The sequence below is a fragment of the Pseudomonas sp. NFACC42-2 genome, assembly GCF_900116055.1.
GTDB classification, from domain to species: domain Bacteria; phylum Pseudomonadota; class Gammaproteobacteria; order Pseudomonadales; family Pseudomonadaceae; genus Aquipseudomonas; species Aquipseudomonas marginalis.
In genome coordinates, this window is the sequence record NZ_FOZO01000028.1 from 1 (window position 1) to 19934 (window position 19934).

16 protein-coding genes are annotated in these 19934 nt (G+C 62.0%); 13 read left to right on the top strand and 3 right to left on the bottom strand.

The window, feature by feature from the left end; translation table 11 throughout:
• Together BM416_RS28300 and BM416_RS28305 are read right to left on the bottom strand one after the other, a co-directional pair.
• A partial coding sequence (locus tag BM416_RS28300; protein WP_139237787.1) for a helix-turn-helix domain-containing protein occupies nt 1-226 on the bottom strand: 226 nt, incomplete at its 3' end.
• 181 nt (nt 227-407) lie between these two features.
• Nucleotides 408-842 carry a YkgJ family cysteine cluster protein gene (locus BM416_RS28305; RefSeq protein WP_024072902.1) on the bottom strand — a complete coding sequence of 145 codons (435 nt, stop codon included), beginning with the start codon at nt 840-842 and terminating at the stop codon, nt 408-410.
• A gap of 240 nt (nt 843-1082) precedes the next feature.
• Here BM416_RS28305 and BM416_RS28310 point away from each other — a divergent pair, with 240 nt between their 5' ends.
• The 6 genes from BM416_RS28310 to BM416_RS28335 all read left to right on the top strand — a co-directional run bounded on the left by BM416_RS28310 (nt 1083) and on the right by BM416_RS28335 (nt 10708).
• On the top strand, nt 1083-3533 hold the full coding sequence (locus tag BM416_RS28310) for a glycogen/starch/alpha-glucan phosphorylase (RefSeq protein ID WP_092490187.1): 2451 nt from the start codon (nt 1083-1085) through the stop codon (nt 3531-3533).
• 155 nt (nt 3534-3688) lie between these two features.
• A complete protein-coding gene (locus BM416_RS28315; protein WP_092490188.1) occupies nt 3689-7204 on the top strand; it encodes a DUF2339 domain-containing protein in 3516 nt (1171 codons plus the stop codon).
• Nucleotides 7204-8556 (top strand): DUF3999 domain-containing protein, encoded by a 1353-nt coding sequence (locus tag BM416_RS28320; RefSeq protein ID WP_092490218.1) that lies wholly within the window; start codon nt 7204-7206, stop codon nt 8554-8556. The genes BM416_RS28315 and BM416_RS28320 overlap by 1 nt, the downstream gene beginning before the upstream one ends.
• Nucleotides 8557-8666: 110 nt before the next feature.
• A complete protein-coding gene (locus BM416_RS28325; RefSeq protein ID WP_027605062.1) occupies nt 8667-9677 on the top strand; it encodes a class 1 fructose-bisphosphatase in 1011 nt (336 codons plus the stop codon).
• A gap of 176 nt (nt 9678-9853) precedes the next feature.
• Nucleotides 9854-10108 (top strand): hypothetical protein, encoded by a 255-nt coding sequence (locus BM416_RS28330; RefSeq protein WP_027605061.1) that lies wholly within the window; start codon nt 9854-9856, stop codon nt 10106-10108.
• 30 nt (nt 10109-10138) lie between these two features.
• On the top strand, nt 10139-10708 hold the full coding sequence (locus BM416_RS28335; RefSeq protein WP_027605060.1) for a lipocalin family protein: 570 nt from the start codon (nt 10139-10141) through the stop codon (nt 10706-10708).
• 54 nt (nt 10709-10762) lie between these two features.
• Here BM416_RS28335 and BM416_RS28340 read toward each other — a convergent pair whose 3' ends face one another.
• Entirely contained in the window at nt 10763-12127 is a 1365-nt protein-coding gene (locus tag BM416_RS28340; protein WP_092490189.1) for a formimidoylglutamate deiminase, read from the bottom strand.
• A gap of 147 nt (nt 12128-12274) precedes the next feature.
• Between BM416_RS28340 and hutC the strand changes: the two genes are divergently transcribed.
• The 7 genes from hutC to BM416_RS28375 all read left to right on the top strand — a co-directional run bounded on the left by hutC (nt 12275) and on the right by BM416_RS28375 (nt 19916).
• On the top strand, nt 12275-12985 hold the full coding sequence (gene hutC, locus BM416_RS28345) for a histidine utilization repressor (protein WP_223841674.1): 711 nt from the start codon (nt 12275-12277) through the stop codon (nt 12983-12985).
• Nucleotides 12982-13542 (top strand): HutD/Ves family protein, encoded by a 561-nt coding sequence (locus BM416_RS28350; protein WP_092490190.1) that lies wholly within the window; start codon nt 12982-12984, stop codon nt 13540-13542. Before hutC ends, BM416_RS28350 begins: the two co-directional genes overlap by 4 nt.
• A 405-nt stretch (nt 13543-13947) precedes the next feature.
• Nucleotides 13948-15618 carry a urocanate hydratase gene (gene hutU, locus BM416_RS28355; protein WP_065940753.1) on the top strand — a complete coding sequence of 557 codons (1671 nt, stop codon included), beginning with the start codon at nt 13948-13950 and terminating at the stop codon, nt 15616-15618.
• 69 nt (nt 15619-15687) lie between these two features.
• Nucleotides 15688-17136, top strand: coding sequence for a purine-cytosine permease family protein (locus tag BM416_RS28360; RefSeq protein ID WP_092490191.1), 1449 nt, complete (start codon nt 15688-15690; stop codon nt 17134-17136).
• A 70-nt stretch (nt 17137-17206) separates the two neighbouring features.
• A complete protein-coding gene (locus tag BM416_RS28365) occupies nt 17207-18172 on the top strand; it encodes an ABC transporter substrate-binding protein (protein ID WP_092490192.1) in 966 nt (321 codons plus the stop codon).
• Nucleotides 18173-18243: 71 nt separating this feature from the next.
• Nucleotides 18244-19095, top strand: coding sequence for an ABC transporter permease (locus BM416_RS28370; RefSeq protein WP_092490193.1), 852 nt, complete (start codon nt 18244-18246; stop codon nt 19093-19095).
• Entirely contained in the window at nt 19092-19916 is an 825-nt protein-coding gene (locus BM416_RS28375) for a quaternary amine ABC transporter ATP-binding protein (protein WP_051429333.1), read from the top strand. Before BM416_RS28370 ends, BM416_RS28375 begins: the two co-directional genes overlap by 4 nt.
• Nucleotides 19917-19934 lie beyond the last annotated feature (18 nt).

Genomic DNA, 19934 nt, shown 5'->3' on the forward strand with positions numbered 1-19934 from the left:
CACGGGCCAAAATCTCGTCGTCGGTTTTATTTGGGCTGTTGTGAGGTCGCCGGGACAGTTCGGATAAAGACCTCAAGTCGCCGTCGTGCCGGGCAATCCACTTATCGACGGTAGGTCGGCTAACGTCAAAGCGGCGTGCCAACTGGCTTTTGGTGAAGTTGCCAGAAAGCCAATCAGCTACCAGCTTGATTCTTTGATTCATGGGGGACTCTTGGTTCCAGGGCATGATCAGTTACCTCCTGATCATGCGTATTAGCCTGTAAACCATGTCCCCGGTTAGAAATGTAAACGATGTCCCCGGTTTGTACCGGGGCAAGCCCCCTCCCACCTTTGAATGTGTTCACAGATCAAAATGTGGGAGGGGGCTTGCCCCCGATGGAGCCCTTGAGAGCCCCACAAAACCCGAATCAGAACTTGTCGAGGGTCTTGAACTTGGTCTCGCGCACCACTTCCTTCGGCTTGTACGCGCAATACCCCGGGCGCGGCCCGATTTTCGGGTGGTTGCGGCAAGTATCCGGGCGCTTGTCATAAATAGTGCAGAAGCGCGTCTTACGATCCAGGTACAGGCAGTCGTTGTTGCTCATGCGCTGCAGGGTAAAAATCTCGGATTTGTTGTTGTAGCGCTCGACGATGCCTTCCTTCTGCAACCGCTTGGCGATGTTCTTCGGCGGGTCGCCGCGCTCGAATTCATCGACGATTCCAATACGGATCAGGTCCTTGATCTTCACCTCAACCGGCAGCGTGCAGCAGCTGGACACGCAGCCGCCGCACATGTGGGCGGAGTATTTCTGCCAAGTCTCGAGACGGTCGAGTTCCGCGGCGGCGATCAGTTGAGGCTTCATCAGGGTTCCAAAAGGTGGGGCTGTATCCGGGCGCGCGATCATACCGGGATTGGTGGTTTTTTGAACAATATTTTACGGATTTCAGCTCAAAGGCGCGGACGAGGGCTGATCGGGCACGACCCCTGCATCAAAAGCGTATTAAAGGTGAATGAGTTAAAAAACTGCCGAACCAGAGCGTCTACCGTCTGTCAGACCGACTAGGCTCTAGCAACTCCTTCAATCTCGCCCGAGGTCACACCGATGTCTCAGGAACCGCTTGCACGAGAAGCAGAGGTAGCCGCATTCCGCGATGCTGTCTTGACCAAACTCACCTACGCGGTGGGCAAAGACCCGGACCATGCCTTCGACCATGACTGGTTCGAAGCCATTGCCCTGGCCGCCCGCGACCAGATGGTCGACCACTGGATGGACCATACGCGGCGTATCTACCGCAAAGGCCAGAAACGGGTTTATTACCTGTCCCTGGAGTTCCTGATCGGCCGCCTGCTCTACGACAGCCTGAGCAACCTCGGCGTGCTGGAGATCGCTCGCGAAGCCTTGTCCGAGCTGGGTGTGGACCTCGAGCGCATTCGCCTGCTGGAGCCCGACGCGGCGCTTGGCAACGGCGGCCTCGGCCGTCTGGCCGCGTGCTTTATGGAAAGCATGTCGACCTTGGGTATTGCCGGCCACGGTTATGGCATTCGTTATGAGCACGGCTTGTTCCGCCAGGCGATTGTCGATGGCTGGCAGCAGGAACAGACCGAACGCTGGCTGGATTTCGGCAACCCGTGGGAATTCGAGCGGGCCGAGGTGATTTACCCGATCGGCTTTGGCGGCAGTGTCGAAACCCTGCCGGATGCCTCCGGCAAGCTGATCCAGGTGTGGACGCCCAACGAAACCGTGCGCGCCGTTGCCTACGACACCCCGGTGGTCGGTTGGCGCGGCGCCAGCGTGAATACCTTGCGCCTGTGGCGTGCCCGGGCGGTGGAAGACCTGCACCTGGAACGTTTCAACGCCGGTGACCACCTGGGCGCCGTCGCCGAAGTGGCCCGCGCCGAGAGTATCTCCCGAGTGCTTTACCCGGCTGACAGCACCGAAGCGGGGCAGGAACTGCGCCTGCGCCAGGAGTACTTCTTCGTCGCCGCCTCCTTGCAAGACCTGTTGCGTCGCCACAAGAACATGCACGGCTCGGTCCTGAGCCTGGGCGAACACGCGGCGATCCAGCTCAACGACACCCACCCCTCGATCGCCGTGGCCGAGTTGATGCGCCAGTTGGTCGACTTGCACGACATTCCGTGGGAAGCCGCGTGGGATGTCACCGTCGAAACCCTGTCGTACACCAACCACACCCTGTTGCCCGAAGCCCTGGAAACCTGGCCGGTCGGCCTGATGGAGCGCATGCTGCCCCGGCACATGCAGATCATCTACCTGATCAACGCCCAGCACATCGATGCGCTGCGCGCCAAGGGTATTCATGACTTCGACGTGCTGCGCGCCGTGTCCCTGATCGAAGAAGACAACGGCCGCCGGGTGCGCATGGGGAACCTGGCGTTCCTCGGCTCCCACAGCGTCAACGGCGTGTCCGGCCTGCACACCCAACTGATGCGCAGCACGGTGTTCTCCGAACTGCACAAGCTCTACCCGGAGCGCATCAACAACAAAACCAACGGCATTACCTTCCGTCGCTGGCTGTACCAGGCCAACCCCAAGCTCACCGATATGCTGGTGGACGCCTTGGGCCCGGACATTCTCGACACCATGGAAACCCGCCTGGGCGAGCTGGAAACCTTCGCCGAGAAACAGGCCTTCCGCAAAGCCTTCGCCGACCAGCGCCTGCACAGCAAGCGTGCACTGGCCGAGATCATCCACGAGCGCCTGGGCATTTCGGTGAACCCGGCGGCGATGTTCGACGTGCAGGTCAAGCGTATCCACGAATACAAACGCCAACTGCTCAACCTGCTGCACACCGTGGCGCTGTACCAGGCAATCCGCGCCGAGCCGGGCACCGACTGGGTGCCACGGGTGAAGATCTTCGCGGGCAAGGCGGCGGCCAGCTATCACCAGGCCAAGTTGATCATCAAGCTGACCAACGACATCGCGCGCACCGTCAACAACGACCCGACCGTACGCGGGCTGCTCAAGGTGGTGTTCCTGCCCAACTACAACGTCAGCCTGGCGGAAAGCATCATCCCGGCGGCGGACTTGTCGGAGCAGATCTCCACCGCCGGCTTTGAAGCGTCGGGCACCAGCAACATGAAGTTCGGCCTCAACGGCGCGCTGACCATCGGCACCATGGACGGCGCCAACGTGGAGATGCACGAGCGCGTGGGCGCCGATCACATGTTTATCTTCGGCCTCAGTGCGCAACAGGTGGAGGCACGTAAACATGCCGGGGAATTCAACGCCGGGCCCGATATTGCGGCGTCCCATCGTCTGAACGATGTGCTGCAAGCGATTCGCGGCGGGGTGTTCTCGCCGGACGATCCGGGCCGCTATGTGGGCTTGATCGACGGGTTGATCGACTACGACCGCTTCCTGGTCTGCGCCGACTTCGATTCCTACTGGGATGCCCAGGCGCGGGTCGAAGCGCATTGGCATGATTCCAAGGCGTGGTGGCGTTCGGCGGTGCTCAATACCGCACGGATGGGCTGGTTCTCGTCGGACCGGACGATCCGCGAGTACGCTACCGAGATCTGGAAAGCCCTCGACTAAACAGCGCAATCCAAATGTGGGAGGGGGCTTGCCCCCGATAGCGGAAGGTCAGTTGATAAATATGTCGACTGGCGCACCCCTATCGGGGGCAAGCCCCTCCCACATTAGGTTCGCGTCGATATACTGAGCGCCGGTTTGCTTAGGGAATATCGACCATGCAATGGATTTTCATGCTGATTGGCCTGGTGCTCGGCTGGACGCTCGATGAGTCGTTCTACGATGCGGGCATCGGTGCGCTGTTGGGGTTGGGCATCGGCCAGGCGATTCGCCTGTCGAAGCTGGCGACCCAGGCGCAGCAGCAGGCTGTTCAGTTGGAAACCACGCAGAAGGCGTTGATCGCCCTGGGTGAGCGCCTGCGGCAACTGGAAGTACCCACGCCGGCACGCACTGTCATCGTCGAGCCGCCTGTGCCTGAGGCGGCACCTGTCGCCAAGGCGCCTGAACTGGTGTGGGAGCTGCCGGCTGAATTGGCGCCTGTCGCCATGGTTGCCGAACCGAGCCAGCCATTGCCGGATGACGTCTGGACGCCTGCCCCGACGCCACGTCCGCCTCAAGAACCTGCCGCTCCCCGTGGCCCAAACCTGATCGAGCGCGCCATCGGCGGCGCACGCAATTGGCTGTTTGGTGGCAACACCGTGCTGCGTGTCGGCGTGGTGCTGCTGTTTCTCGGCCTGGCCTTCCTGTTGCGCTACGCCACCGAAGGCATGGTGGTGCCGATCGAACTGCGTTACGCCGGCGTTGCCGCGGCGGCCCTTGGCCTGTTGGGCCTGGGCTGGTGGCTGCGGTTGCGTAACAGTAACTACGGCTTGATGCTGCAAGGCACCGGGATCGCGGTGCTGTACCTGACGGTGTTTGCAGCGATGCGCCTGCACCCGTTGATCGACCCGAGCGCGGCGCTGGGCCTGCTGGTGGCGGTCACGGTGTTCTCGGCGATCCTGGCGATTACCCAGGATGCGTTGGGACTGGCCTGTGCGGCCGCGCTCGGCGGCTTCGCGGCGCCGATCCTCACGTCGACCGGCGCCGGTAATCATGTCGCGCTGTTCAGTTATTTTGCCCTGCTCAACGCCGGTATCCTCGCCATCGCCTGGTTCAAGGCCTGGCGCTTGCTCAACCTGATCGGCTTTGTCGGCACCTTCGGTATCGGCTTTGCCTGGGGCATGCGCTCCTACACGCCGGAACTGCTGTGGAGTACCGAGCCGTTCCTGATCCTGTTCTTCCTGATGTACCTGGCTATCGGCCTGTTGTTCGCCCGGCGCAAGTTGCGGGAGATGGGCGACGCGCCGGAATGCCGTGATGCGTTGTTGCGCTGGTCGGTATCCAAAGGCGACTACGTCGACGGCAGCATGCTGTTCGGCCCGCCGCTGGTGGGGTTTGGCCTGCAGTTCGCGCTGGTGCAGCACCTTGAGTTCGCCGCGGCGTTCAGTGCGCTGGGCCTGGGCATCCTCTACATGAGCCTGGCCCGCGTGCTCAGTGGCGGGCGCGCTTTGCTGCTGGCGGAAACCTGCCTGGCCTTGGGCGTGATCTTTGCCAGCCTGGCGATTCCCCTGGGTCTCGATGCGCGCTGGACTGCTGCGGCGTGGGCCGTGGAAGGCGCCGGAATCTTCTGGCTCGGCCTGCGCCAGCAACGGCCATTGGCGCGCGCCTTTGGCGTGTTGCTGCAATTGGGTTCGGCGCTGGCGTTTCTTAGTGAATTGCGCGTCGGCGAACACACGTTGCTGGAGGGCGCTCCCTTGGGGGCGCTGCTGCTGGGCGCGGCGTTGCTGTTCAGCTTTGACCAACTGCGCAAGGCCTCGACGGAGCAGGCGGCAGAGTGGGAGCGCAAGGGCCTGCCGGTTCTGGCCAGCCTCGGCCTGACCTTCGTGTACCTGCTCGCGCCGCTGTTGTTGCTGACTCAAGGCACTGCCATCAGTTGGGCGCTCGCCGGCCTGGCGACCCTGTTCATCGGCTTGCGGATTGGCTCGCGCACGTTCCTGTTCACGGCGTTCGCCGTGCAACTGCTGGGCGGGGCGTTGTTCCTGCTGCGCTTGCAAGGCGGCGACTCGGCAGCGGTATTCAACGCCGGCTGGAGCGGCCTGCTCAGCGCGTCGTTGATCGGCCTGGCGTTGATCGGCGGCATGCTGCTGGCGGCCCGCGACGATATGGTGCGCAGCGATGTGCGCCTGTTGCGTGGGCTGTCCGTGGTGCTGCTGGCCGGGTTGGTGCTGATCAATCTCGCCGTATTGTTTGTACTGCCATGGGAAAGCGCCAGTGGTGTGTGGGCAGCCAGTGGGTTGTTGATCATCTGGCTGAGCCTGTACCTGCAACAGCGCGTCAGTTTCGTGTTCGGGTTGCTGCTGCAAGTGATTGGCGGCGCGTCGTTCCTGCTGGCGGTGCCGGAGCTGCTCGGGCCTTTGACCAGCGAGGGCGTGCGTCCCCTGGGGCATAGCGGGTTCTGGACACCGATGGTGCTGGGCCTGGCCGCCTTGATCGGTGCCTGGCGCTTGCAGCGTGAACCCCATGCGCCGGTGTTTGCCGTGCTCAAGCTGCAACGCCTGTCTGACCTGCTGCTGGTGTGGGGCGCGGCGTGGTGGGCGTTGGCGCTGATCGCTGAAGTGCTGCGGTTTATACCCGATGAGCTGCGGGGTGCGTGCCTGCTGGGTATTGCCGCGATCAGCGTGGCGATCTGGGCGTTGCTCGCGACGCGCCTGCGCTGGGCGTCCCTGGGCATGCTCTGCACCCTGTTGATGCCGGCGACGGGGATGGTTTTGCTGGTGTCTGCGCATAATTATTACCACCCGGCAGCGCACTACGGCTGGCTGGCCTGGCTGGCGGTGTTCGGGGTGCATTTCATCGCGCTGCGGCGTTTGGCGACGCTGGTGCCGGCCACCGTCCTGAGCATTGCTCACGTGTTGGGTGGCTGGATGCTGATCGGCGTATTGGCGCTGGAGCTGCGCTACGGCCTGTTGTTGCTGTCGAGCGAATACAACGCCTGGCGCTGGCTGGGCTGGGCGATCCTGCCAAGCCTGTACCTGGTGCTGGCTGCTGCACCGCGCAACTGGCCATGGCCGGTGTCGGCGTACCCACGGGAATATCGAGTGCTGGCGGCACTCCCATTGGCGGTGCTGATGCTGGGCTGGTTCTGGCTGGCGAATACCTTCAGTGACGGCACGGCCAGGCCATTGCCCTATGTGCCGTTGCTCAACCCGCTGGACCTGGGCTTGCTGTTTGCGCTGCTGGGCGTGTACCTGTGGTCGCGCAGCGTGGCGCCGCAACGCGGGCCGCGTGCTGAATTGATCGCCCAAGGCATTGCCGGTATTTCGCTGTTCGCGTTCTTTATGGCCCTGGTGATGCGCACCGCACATCACTGGGGCGGCGTACCGTTCCATCTGGATGGGTTGCTGGAATCGATGTTGGTGCAAGCCGGCCTGTCGATTGTCTGGACCCTGATCGCCCTCGGCCTGATGATCGGCGGCCACCTGCGCCATCGCCGCGAAGTCTGGCTGATCGGCGCGGCGCTGATCGCGGTGGTGGTGGCCAAGCTGTTCTTTGTCGAGCTGAGCAACCGTGGCGGCCTGGCGCGGATCGTGTCGTTTATCGGCGTGGGCGGGTTGTTGCTGGTGGTGGGCTACTTTGCGCCGCTGCCGCCCAAGCGTGCCGAACCTGTGTTGGAAACTGAAGGAGCATCCTCTTGATCGGTAAGTTGAGCGTGGTCGTGCTGGGCATGTGTACGGCGTTGTCGGCGTGGGCGCAGGAAACGCCGGCCGACTTCAGCAGCCAGGTGCCGCTGAGCGTCAGCGGCAACGGCCCCTGGTATCGCCTTGAGTTGCCCTTGGCCGTGCAACTGAATGCGCGCCAGGCTGACCTCAGCGATGTGCGGGTGTTCAACGCCGCCGGTGAACCCCAGGCCTACGCGCTGGCGCGTCAAGCGTCGCAACGCACCGAAAGTCGTGAAGTCGCCGACGTGAAGTGGTTCCCGCTGTACGCCGCCGACACCGAGGCAACCTTGCCCGGTGTTGTGATGAAAACCACGGCCGAAGGCACCCTGGTGGAAATCAAACCCTCCACCGCCGCGAAGCCGGGCAAGCAGGTGCTGCGTGGCTGGGTGCTCGATGCCAGTAAAATCAAGGCGCCGTTGCAGCAGTTGAGCCTGGACTGGAGCCGCGAGCAGGAGGGCTTCCAGCGCTTCAGCATTGAAGCCAGTGATGACTTGCAGCACTGGGAATCCTGGGGGGATGGGCAAGTGGCGCGTTTGTCGTTTGCCGACGAGCGGGTCGAGCAGCATGACGTCAGTTTGCCGGGCCAGTCCGCGCGTTACCTGCGCCTGGTGTGGAAGGGGCAGGCGGCGCCGTTGCTGACCTCGGCCAGGTTGGCCAGTGCCACCAGCAGCAGCCTGCCGCTGCCGCTGGTTTGGTCGCAGCCGCTCTCGGGCACGCGGCTCAAGGCGGGTGAGTACAGCTGGAAGTTACCCGCAGGGCTGAGCGTCGAACGTTTGCGTATCGAGTTGAAGCAGCCCAATACGCTGGCGCCGGTGACCCTGGCGGGGCGACGTGACAGCAATCAAGCCTGGCAGCCGTTGAGCAATGGTTTGCTGTATCGCCTGACCCAGAATGGCCAGGACGTGGTGCAGGACGAATTGCAGCTGCCCGGCCAGACGGTCACCGAACTCAAGTTGCAGGTCGACGAGCGCGGCGGCGGCCTGGGCGTCGAAGCGCCGGCCCTGCACTTCGCGGTGCGCGCCACGCAGTTGGTGTTCCTGGCGCGGGGCGAGCCGCCGTTCACGCTGGCGCTGGGGAATGCCTCGGTGAAGGCGGCAAACCTGCCGTTGTCGACGCTGATCCCGGATTACAACGCCGAGCGCCTCAACACCTTGGGACAGGCCAAGGTGGCCGGGACCGTCGCGGTCACTTCGCCGCTGGTCCCGGCGGCTGTCGACAGCGGGCCGAACTGGAAAAAACTCGGACTCTGGGCCGTATTGCTGCTCGGCGTGGCGGCACTGGGAGCCATGGCCTACAGTTTGCTGCGCAAGCCGCCGGAGGCAGGTTAAATAAAGTCCATGAACTCTATTGGGTTTAAATCCTCTGATAGGAGGAAATACACCCCCGACTCGCGTTAAACTGCGCGGGTTTTTAGCCCCCCCCTTCATCGGAGCCTTCCATGTCCCGCGTTACCTTGAGTCGCTATTTGATTGAGCAGACCCGCAGCAACAACACGCCTGCCGATCTGCGCTTCCTTATCGAAGTGGTGGCGCGTGCTTGCAAGGAAATCAGCCACGCCGTGTCCAAAGGCGCATTGGGTGGTGTCCTGGGCAGCATGGGCACTGAAAACGTGCAGGGCGAAGTGCAGAAGAAGCTCGACGTGATTTCCAACGAAATCCTGCTCGAAGCCAACGAATGGGGCGGTCACCTGGCCGGCATGGCGTCCGAAGAAATGGACAATGCCTACCAGATCCCGGGCAAATACCCGAAGGGCGCCTACCTGCTGGTGTTCGACCCACTGGACGGTTCGTCCAACATCGACATCAACGCCCCGGTCGGCACCATCTTCTCGGTACTGCGTTGCCCGAACGAATACCTGAGCCAGAACGAAGCCCTGAACGAAAAGGCCTTCCTGCAGCCAGGCACCGAGCAGGTCGCTGCCGGCTACGCGATCTACGGCCCACAGACCATGCTGGTGCTGACCCTGGGCGATGGCGTCAAAGGCTTCACCCTGGACCGTGAAATGGGCAGCTTCGTCCTCACCCATGAAGACATCACCATTCCGGCTTCCACCCAGGAATTCGCGATCAACATGTCCAACCAGCGCCACTGGGAAGAACCGGTCAAGCGCTATGTGAACGAGTTGATGGAAGGCGAAGAAGGCCCGTTGAAGAAGAACTTCAACATGCGTTGGGTCGCGGCGATGGTGGCCGATGTGCACCGTATCCTGACCCGTGGCGGCCTGTTCATGTACCCACGCGACAGCCGCGAGCCGTCCAAGCCGGGCAAACTGCGCCTGATGTACGAAGCCAACCCGATGTCCTTCCTGGTAGAGCAGGCGGGCGGTGCGTCCACCGACGGCCACCAGCGCATCCTCGATATCCAGCCTGACGGCTTGCACCAGCGTGTGGCGGTGTTCCTGGGTTCCAAGGAAGAAGTTGAGCGTGTGACCGCTTACCACAAGAAGTAAGCTGCGGCGATAAGTGAACGGCGTTGTTGTGAGCCGGTTCACCCTTAAAGAAGCCCCGAAACGTTTCAGCGTTTTCGGGGCTTTTTTGTTTTCGTTCGTCGGGAACCAGACACCTCTTTTCCCTTCTAAGCTTCTGGCAGATACCCAAGCTGCTTCGTCCCTCCAGGAGTTATTCCATGTCGTTACGCCGTCTCGCTTTGCTGGCTTTTTGCGTGCTGTTGGCCGCTTGCAGCAAGGTCAATCAAGAAAACTACGCAAAGTTGTCGGCCGGCATGCCTAAGGCCGAGGTGGAGTCGCTGCTGGGCAAGCCGACCGATTGTTCCGGCGCACTGGGCATGTCCAGCTGCACATGGGGCGATAAAAACAGCTTTATCAGCGTTCAATATGCCGGTGATAAAGTTCTGATGTTTTCCGGGCAAGGCCTGAAGTAAACCGGGGCGAAAGCCTGCGGGAGAAGAAGAATGATGCGTTTTGTTTTGTTCCTTTGCGCCAGCCTGTTTTTGGCGGGCTGCGCCAGCCATTCTGGCGATGATCTGCAACCCAAGACAGCGAGCAACGTCAACCTCAAGCGTTACCAGGGCACCTGGTATGAGTTGGCTCGATTGCCGATGTACTTCCAGCGCAACTGCGCGCAGTCCGAAGCCCGCTACACATTGCTGCCTGATGGCGATATGTCGGTATTCAACCGCTGCCTCACCACCGAGTGGAAGTGGGAAGAAGCCAAGGGCACGGCCACGCCGCAGGTGCCTGGCAAGACCGACAAGCTCTGGGTGGAATTCAACAACTGGTTTACGTCACTGCTGCCAGGCGTCGCCAAGGGCGATTACTGGGTGCTGTACGTCAGCGATGACTACAAGACCGCCATCGTCGGCAGCCCGAGCCGGCGCTATATGTGGATCCTGTCACGCACGCCGACGGTCAGCGCGGACACCCGCGAAGACCTGTTGAGCAGGGCGCGGCAGCAAGGGTATGACACCACGCGGCTGATCTGGCGTACGTCGGATAAGCAGATGGCGAAGACTTCGCAGTAATTCTGGATCGCCACAGATCCAATGGTGGGAGGGGGCAAGCCCCCTTCCACATGTTTAACCGAGTAGGTCTTTCAATACTTGTGTAAACGCCCGGCTACTCTCTTCCTCGCCGGCATGTCGCCCATCCCGCACGACCCACTTGCCGTTGACCAGCACATCGCGGACCTGCCGATCACCGCCGGCAAACAGCCAGCGATTGAGGATGCCGTCTTGTGTCGCTGTCGCCAGGTAAGGGTCGTTACCGTCCAGCACGATCCAATCCGCACGCTTGCCCACTTCCAGTCGACCTATCGGCTGCCCCAGCGCTTGTGCGCCGCCGTCCAGCGCCGCATCGAACAACGTCCGCCCGACCATCGGCTGGTCGCTGCGATACAAGCGGTTGCGCCGTTGATCGCGCAGGCGTTGGCCGTATTCCAGCCAGCGCAGTTCTTCCACCACGCTCAGTGACACATGGCTGTCGGAACCGATGCCCAGGCGTCCGCCCTGGGCGAGATAATTCACGGCCGGGAAAATCCCGTCGCCCAGGTTGGCTTCGGTGGTCAGGCACAAGCCGGCAATCGCGCGGCTCTTGGCCATGCGCGTCACTTCTTCCGGGTTGGCATGGGTGGCGTGCACCAGGCACCAGCGTTCATCGACCTCGACGTTGTCGTACAGCCATTGCAACGGGCGTTTGCCGCTCCAGGCCAGGCAGTCGTCGACTTCCTTTTGCTGTTCAGCGATATGGATATGCACAGGGCACGTCTTGTCGCTGGCGGCCAATACTTCATTGATCTGCTGTGGTGTAACCGCGCGCAGGGAGTGGAAGCACAGCCCCAGTTGCTGCGCCGGCTGCGCCGCCAGAATCGGTTTGAGGCGCGCCTGCAGGTCCAGGTAGTTTTCGGTGCTGTTGATAAACCGTCGCTGGCCTTCATTCGGCGCCTGGCCGCCAAATCCTGAGTGGGTATAGAGCACCGGCACCAAGGTCAGGCCAATACCGCTGCTGGCGGCCGCGTGGCTGATCTGCCGCGACAGTTCCGTGCGGTCGGCGTACGGCTGGCCGCTGACGTCATGATGCACGTAGTGGAATTCGGCCACCGAGGTGTAGCCGGCCTTGAGCATCTCGATATACAACTGCCGCGCGATCACCTGCAGTTGCTCCGGGCTGATCTTGCCGACCATGCGGTACATCAGCTCGCGCCAGGTCCAGAAACTGTCATTCGGGTTGCCGGCCACTTCGGCCAACCCCGCCATGGCGCGCTGAAAGGCGTGGGAGTGCAGGTTCGGCATGCCCGCCAGTACCGGGCCCCTGAGCCGTTCGGCACCGTCTGCGCTGGCGTTGGCCTCAATCTGTGTCAGCAGGCCATCGGCGCTGACTTCAAGACGTACATCGTTGGCCCATCCACTAGGCAGCAGCGCGCGTTCGGCAAAGAAAGCGGACATGATTAGAGCACCCCGGTCGTGTGTTTATTTGTATATACATATACAGACGTTTGCCTGCTCGGTAAACTCCGGCAATCTATGCATCTTTTCCCCTTGCAAGGATTCCCTGTGCCGACTCCGCCCGCCAAGTCTTCACTGGCTGCCCACATGGACGAAAGTCCGGCGCCCTTGTATGCCCGCGTCAAACAGATGATCAGCCAGCAGATCCTCAACGGCAATTGGCCGCCCCATTACCGCGTACCGTCGGAGAGCGAACTGGTCAGCCAGTTGGGCTTCAGCCGCATGACCATCAACCGGGCCCTGCGCGAGCTCACCGCCGAAGGTTTGCTGGTGCGCATGCAAGGCGTCGGCACGTTCGTCGCCGAGCCCAAGAGCCAGTCGGCGTTGTTTGAAGTGCACAACATTGCCGATGAGATCGCCTCCCGCGGTCATCGGCATACCTGCCAGGTCATCACCCTGGGCGAAGAGGCTGCCGGTTCCGAACGCGCCGTCGCCCTGGAAATGCGTGAAGGCGGGCGGGTGTTCCACTCGCTGATCGTGCATTACGAAAACGATATTCCCGTGCAAATCGAGGACCGTTTCGTCAACGCCCTAGTCGCGCCGGAATACCTGCAACAGGACTTCACCCTGCAAACCCCCTATGCCTATCTCAACCAGGTGGCGCCGTTGACCGAAGGCGAGCACGTGGTCGAAGCGATTCTCGCCGACGTTGCCGAGTGCAAGTTGCTGCAGATCGAGCCGAGCGAGCCGTGCCTGTTGATTCGCCGGCGTACCTGGTCCGGCCGTCAGCCGGTGACTGCCGCGCGTTTGATCCACCCCGGTTCCCGCCACAGCCTGGAAGGACGGTTCAGTAAATGAGTGCAGTAAAAGTCTGGCGCGCCGCCGATTACGCGCGCATGCCGTGGAAAAACGGTGGCGGCAGCACCGAAGAAATCACCCGCGATGCCGGCGAGGGCCTGGAAGGCTTCGGCTGGCGCCTGTCGATTGCCGATATCGGCGAGTCGGGTGGGTTTTCCACCTTCGCCGGCTACCAGCGCGTGATCACCGTGATCAAAGGCGCAGGCATGGTGCTGACGGTGGATGGCGAGGAGCAGCGCGGGTTGTTACCGCTGCAACCGTTCGCCTTCAAAGGCGACAGCCAGGTTTCATGCCGCTTGATTACCGGGCCTATCCGCGACTTCAACCTGATCTACTCGCCCCAGCGTTACCATGCGCGGTTGCAGTGGGTGGATGGTGTGCAGCGGTTCTTTACTACGGCGCAGACGGTGCTGGTGTTCAGCGTGGCGGATGAAGTGAAGGTGCTGGACGAGGTACTGGGCCATCACGATTGCCTGCAAGTGGACGGTAACGCTGGCTTGCTGGACATCTCTATCACTGGCCGTAGCTGCATCATCGAACTGACTCAGCGCGATTAAAAAATGTGGGAGGGGGCTTGCCCCCGATAGCGGTGGATCAGTCGGTATATCCTGGTCTGACACACCGCAATCGGGAGCAAGCCCCCTCCCACATTTGTTTCTCACTGTTCTTGCGATCTGTTTCCAGGTCTCGCACCAATTTGTTACCGAACGCCCCAGCGTGGCGCAAAACCGCGCTGTCGTGACAAACCCCCTTCGCTATACAACCCCTTCGCAAGAAATTTCATCATGCCTCGAAGCCCTGATTTCCAAGGCTCGTACGCGCTTTTCAGAAAAATCCGAATACCTCCCTCAGAAAGTTGGCCGCTTGATTGCATATGCTTGTATGTACAAGTAAAGATGTGTGCGTAAGACTCTCCTTCGCACCATCCATGTTCGCGCATCGATCGCCGAGGAGTTCTTGTTGTGACCAAGCCTACAAAATACCGTGACGTCGAAATCCGCGCCGCCCGCGGTAACAAGCTCACCGCCAAAAGCTGGCTGACTGAAGCGCCGCTGCGCATGCTGATGAACAACCTCGACCCGCAAGTGGCCGAGAACCCCAAGGAACTGGTGGTGTACGGCGGTATTGGCCGTGCAGCACGCAACTGGGAGTGCTACGACCAGATCGTCGAGAGCCTCACCCACCTGAATGACGACGAAACCCTGCTGGTGCAATCCGGCAAGCCGGTCGGCGTGTTCAAGACCCACAGCAATGCCCCGCGTGTGCTGATCGCCAACTCCAACCTGGTACCGCACTGGGCCAGCTGGGAGCACTTCAACGAACTGGATGCCAAAGGCCTGGCCATGTACGGCCAGATGACCGCCGGCAGCTGGATCTACATCGGCAGCCAGGGCATCGTCCAGGGCACCTACGAAACCTTCGTCGAAGCCGGTCGCCAACATTACGACAGCAACTTGAAGGGGCGTTGGGTCCTCACCGCCGGTCTCGGCGGCATGGGCGGTGCCCAGCCTCTGGCCGCGACATTGGCCGGCGCGTGCTCGCTGAACATTGAATGCCAGCAGGTCAGCATCGATTTCCGCCTCAACAGCCGCTATGTCGACGAGCAGGCCACCGACCTCGACGACGCCCTGGCCCGCATCGCCAAATACACAAAGGAGGGCAAGGCCATCTCCATCGCGCTGCTGGGTAACGCCGCTGAAATCCTGCCGGAACTGGTCAAGCGTGGCGTGCGCCCGGACATGGTCACCGACCAGACCAGCGCCCACGACCCGCTCAACGGTTACCTGCCGGCCGGCTGGACCTGGGACGAATACCGCGCCCGCGCCAAGACCGAACCGGCTGCCGTGATCAAGGCCGCCAAGCAGTCGATGGCGGTGCACGTCAAAGCCATGCTGGAATTCCAGAAGCAAGGCATCCCGACCTTCGACTACGGCAACAACATCCGCCAGATGGCCCAGGAAGAGGGCGTGGAAAATGCCTTCGACTTCCCAGGCTTCGTACCGGCGTACATCCGTCCGCTGTTCTGCCGTGGCATCGGCCCGTTCCGCTGGGCTGCGCTGTCGGGCGACCCGCAGGACATCTACAAGACCGACGCCAAAGTCAAAGAGCTGATCCCCGACGACGCCCACCTGCACAACTGGCTGGACATGGCCCGCGAGCGCATCAGCTTCCAGGGCCTGCCGGCGCGTATCTGCTGGGTTGGCCTGGGCCAGCGCGCCAAGCTCGGCCTGGCGTTCAACGAGATGGTGCGCAGCGGCGAGCTGTCGGCGCCGGTGGTGATCGGCCGTGACCACTTGGACTCCGGCTCGGTCGCCAGCCCCAACCGCGAAACCGAATCCATGCAGGACGGTTCCGACGCCGTGTCCGATTGGCCACTGCTCAACGCCTTGCTCAACACCGCCAGCGGCGCGACCTGGGTTTCGCTGCACCACGGCGGCGGCGTGGGCATGGGCTTCTCCCAGCACTCCGGCATGGTCATCGTCTGTGACGGTACCGACGAAGCGGCCGAGCGCATTGCCCGCGTGCTGCACAACGACCCGGCCACCGGTGTGATGCGTCACGCAGACGCCGGTTACCAGATCGCCATCGACTGCGCCAAAGAGCAGGGCCTCAATCTTCCAATGATCAAGTAACCCGATGTGGGAGGGGGCTTGCCCCCGATGGCGGCGAACCCAGGACAATCCATCAGAGGTTGAATACACATGGCTGCAAACGACACCACCCCGTTGATCGAAAGGCGTTCGATCGACTACATCCCGGAAGCGGAAAGACACGGTCGTCTATTGAGCCAGTTCACCCTGTGGCTGGGTGCCAACCTGCAGATCACCGCGATCGTCACCGGGGCCCTGGCCGTGGTGCTGGGCGGTGATGTGTTCTGGTCGTTGATCGGTCTGTTGATCGGTCAACTGCTGGGCGGCGGCGTCATGGCGTTGCATGCGGCGCAAGGGCCCAGGCTGGGCCTGCCGCAGATGATCTCCAGCCGGGTGCAGTTCGGTGTGTACGGCGCGGCGATTCCGATCGTGCTGGTCTGCCTGATGTACCTCGGTTTCACCGCAACCGGCACCGTGCTTTCCGGCCAGGCCCTGGGCCAGTTGTTTGGTGTCAGCGACAGCGTCGGGATCCTGATCTTCGCCAGTGTCATCGTTCTGGTCACGGTGCTCGGTTACCGGGTGATCCACTTCATCGGCCGCGTTGCCAGCGTCATTGGCGTGATTGCCTTTGTCTACCTGTTCAGCCGTCTGATGAGCCAGGCCGACGTTGGCGCACTCCTGCAAATCCGCCACTTCAGCTGGAGCAGCTTCCTGTTGGCGGTGTCGCTCGCGGCCTCCTGGCAAATCGCCTTCGGCCCATACGTGGCGGACTATTCACGCTACCTGCCGAGCAACACGTCCTCGCTGAAAACCTTTCTTGCCGCAGGCGCAGGTTCGGTGGTGGGTGCGCAGGTGGCGATGATCCTCGGCGTGTTCGCGGCGGCCATGTCCAACGGGCAATTTGCCGGTCACGAAGTGGCCTATATCGTCGGCCTGGGCGGTACCGGGGCCACCGCGGCGCTGCTGTATTTCAGCATCGCGTTCGGCAAGGTCACCATCTCCACGCTGAACTCCTACGGCAGCTTCATGTGCATTGCCACGATCATCAGCGGCTTTCGCGGTCGCCTCGAGGTCACGCGCCTGCAGCGGCTGTTTTTCGTGCTGGCCATCGTCGGTACGGCGACCCTGATCGCCTTGCTCGGGCAGCACTCGTTCCTGGGGGCGTTCAAGTCCTTCATCCTGTTCCTGCTGGCGTTTTTTACCCCATGGAGCGCGATCAACCTGGTCGACTACTACTGCATCACCCGCGATCGCTACGACGTACCGGCGCTGGCCGATCCGAACGGGCGCTATGGCCGTTGGAACCTGCTCGGTATCAGCGTGTATGTCTTCGGTGTGCTGGTGCAGTTGCCGTTCATCTCCACCAAGTTCTACACCGGCCCCCTGGTGGCGGCCCTGGGGGGTGTGGATATTTCCTGGATCATCGGCCTGGTGCTACCCGCCGCGCTTTACTACTGGGCGGCGAAAAAGTGGCCCGCCGCACACCCTGAACACCTGATCCTGCCGCTAGAGCAGGGCGTTGCACCGACGACGACAAACGGGCTGGCTGCACAGGCCTGATGGGACGTGGACAGGGCAGGATGCCTACTGACTGCCGTAATCCATTTCAAGATTTGGGAGCGTCACAACAATGAAAATGCATAAGACCCTGTTGGCCACCGTCTTTTCCGCGGGCTTGCTGGCCACTGCTGGCGCCCAGGCGGCCGGTTGGTGTGAATCCGGCAAACCGGTGAAATTCGCCGGCCTGAACTGGGAAAGCGGCATGTTGCTCACCGACATCCTGCAAACCGTGCTGGAAAAAGGCTACGACTGCAAAACCGACAGCCTGCCAGGCAACTCCATCACCATGGAAAATGCCCTGAGCAGCAACGACATCCAAGTGTTTGCCGAAGAGTGGGTCGGCCGCAGCGAAGTCTGGAACAAGGCCGAGAAGGCCGGCAAAGTCGTCGGTGTCGGTGCCCCGGTGGTGGGCGCCGTCGAAGGCTGGTACGTACCGCGCTACGTGATCGAAGGCGACGCCAAGCGCAAGCTCGAACCCAAGGCGCCGGGCCTGAAAAACATCGCCGACCTGGCCAAGTACGCCGCGGTGTTCAAGGACCAGGAAGAACCGTCCAAGGGCCGCTTCTACAACTGCCCGGCCGGCTGGACCTGCGAGCTGGACAACAGCGAAATGCTCAAGAGCTACGGCCTGGAAAGCACCTACACCAACTTCCGCCCAGGCACCGGCCCGGCGCTGGATGCGGCGGTGCTGTCGAGCTACAAGCGTGGCGAGCCGATCCTGTTCTACTACTGGTCGCCAACCCCGCTGATGGGCCAGGTCGACCTGGTCAAGCTGGAAGAAAAACCCGGTGTGGATAAGACCGTGAGCATCAAGGTCGGCCTGTCCAAGACCTTCCACGAACAAGCCCCGGAACTGGTGGCCGTGCTGGAAAAAGTCAACTTGCCCATCGACCTGCTGAACCAGAACCTGGGGCGCATGGCCAAGGAGCGCATTGAGTCGCCGAAACTGGCGAAAATTTTCCTCAAGGAACATCCTGAAGTCTGGCACGCCTGGGTGAGCGACGAGGCAGCCAAGAAAATCGACGCGGCCTTGTAGGTCAAGTGTGCACGGCTACCCTCAGGGGTGGCCGGGCGCCTGGCCACAACCCACTGGATCGAGAGCACGCTATGTTTCCTGAGAGTTTTACGTTTTCCATCGCCGACTGGGTCAATGGTTGGGTGGATTCACTGGTTACCAATTATGGCGATGTGTTCCGGCACATCTCCGACACCCTGCTGTGGGCCATCGTCAATCTGGAAGGGCTGCTGCGCGCCGCCCCCTGGTGGCTGATGCTGGCCATCGTCGGCGCCGTTGCCTGGCATGCCACCCGCAAGGTGCTGACCACGGCGGTGATCGTCGGTTTGCTGTTCCTGGTGGGCGCGGTCGGCCTGTGGGACAAGCTGATGCAGACCCTGGCGCTGATGATGGTCGCCACGGTGATCTCGGTGTTGATCGGCATCCCGCTGGGCATCCTGTCGGCGCGCAGCAATCGCCTGCGTTCGGTGTTGATGCCGCTGCTCGACATCATGCAGACCATGCCCAGCTTCGTGTACCTGATCCCGGTGCTGATGCTGTTCGGCCTGGGCAAGGTGCCGGCGATTTTCGCCACGGTGATCTATGCCGCACCGCCGCTGATTCGCTTGACCGACCTGGGGATTCGCCAGGTCGACGGCGAAGTCATGGAAGCCATCAACGCCTTTGGTGCCAACCGCTGGCAACAGCTGTTCGGCGTGCAATTGCCGCTGGCGCTGCCGAGCATCATGGCCGGTATCAACCAGACCACCATGATGGCGTTGTCGATGGTGGTGATCGCCTCGATGATCGGCGCCCGTGGCTTGGGTGAAGATGTCCTGGTCGGCATCCAGACCCTCAACGTCGGCCGTGGCCTCGAAGCCGGGCTGGCGATCGTGATTCTCGCCGTGGTCATCGACCGCATTACCCAGGCCTATGGTCGTCCACGGCATGAGGCGAACAAATGACTACTGTCAGCAAAATCGAAGTTAAAAACGTCTTCAAGATCTTCGGCGCCCGCTCCAAGGAGGCGCTGGCGATGGTCGGCCAGGGCAAGACCAAGGACCAGGTGCTGGCCGAGACCGGCTGCGTGGTCGGCGTGAACGATTTGTCCCTGAGCATCGGCACCGGTGAGATCTTCGTGATCATGGGCCTGTCGGGCTCGGGTAAATCCACGCTGGTGCGCCACTTCAACCGCCTGATCGACCCCACCAGCGGCGCGATCCTGGTGGACGGCGAAGATATCCTGCAACTGGACATGGACGCCCTGCGCCAATTCCGTCGGCACAAGATCAGCATGGTGTTCCAGAGCTTCGGCCTGCTGCCCCACAAGAGCGTGCTCGACAACGTCGCCTACGGCCTCAAGGTGCGTGGCGAAACCAAGCAGGTCTGCGCCGAACGCGCGCTGCACTGGATCGAAACCGTGGGCCTCAAGGGCTACGAAAACAAATACCCGCACCAGCTTTCCGGTGGCATGCGCCAGCGTGTCGGCCTGGCCCGCGCCCTGGCCGCTGACACCGACATCATCCTGATGGACGAAGCCTTCAGCGCCCTCGACCCGCTGATCCGCGCCGAGATGCAGGACCAGTTGCTCGAGCTGCAAAAGACCCTGCACAAGACCATCGTGTTCATCACCCACGACCTTGACGAGGCCGTGCGTATCGGCAACCGCATTGCGATTCTCAAGGACGGCCGGCTGATCCAGGTCGGCACTCCGCGGGAGATCCTGCATTCGCCGGCGGATGAGTATGTGGATCGGTTTGTCCAGCGGCGTGCGGCGGTGGTCTGACCCAGGTTCTGTGGTGAG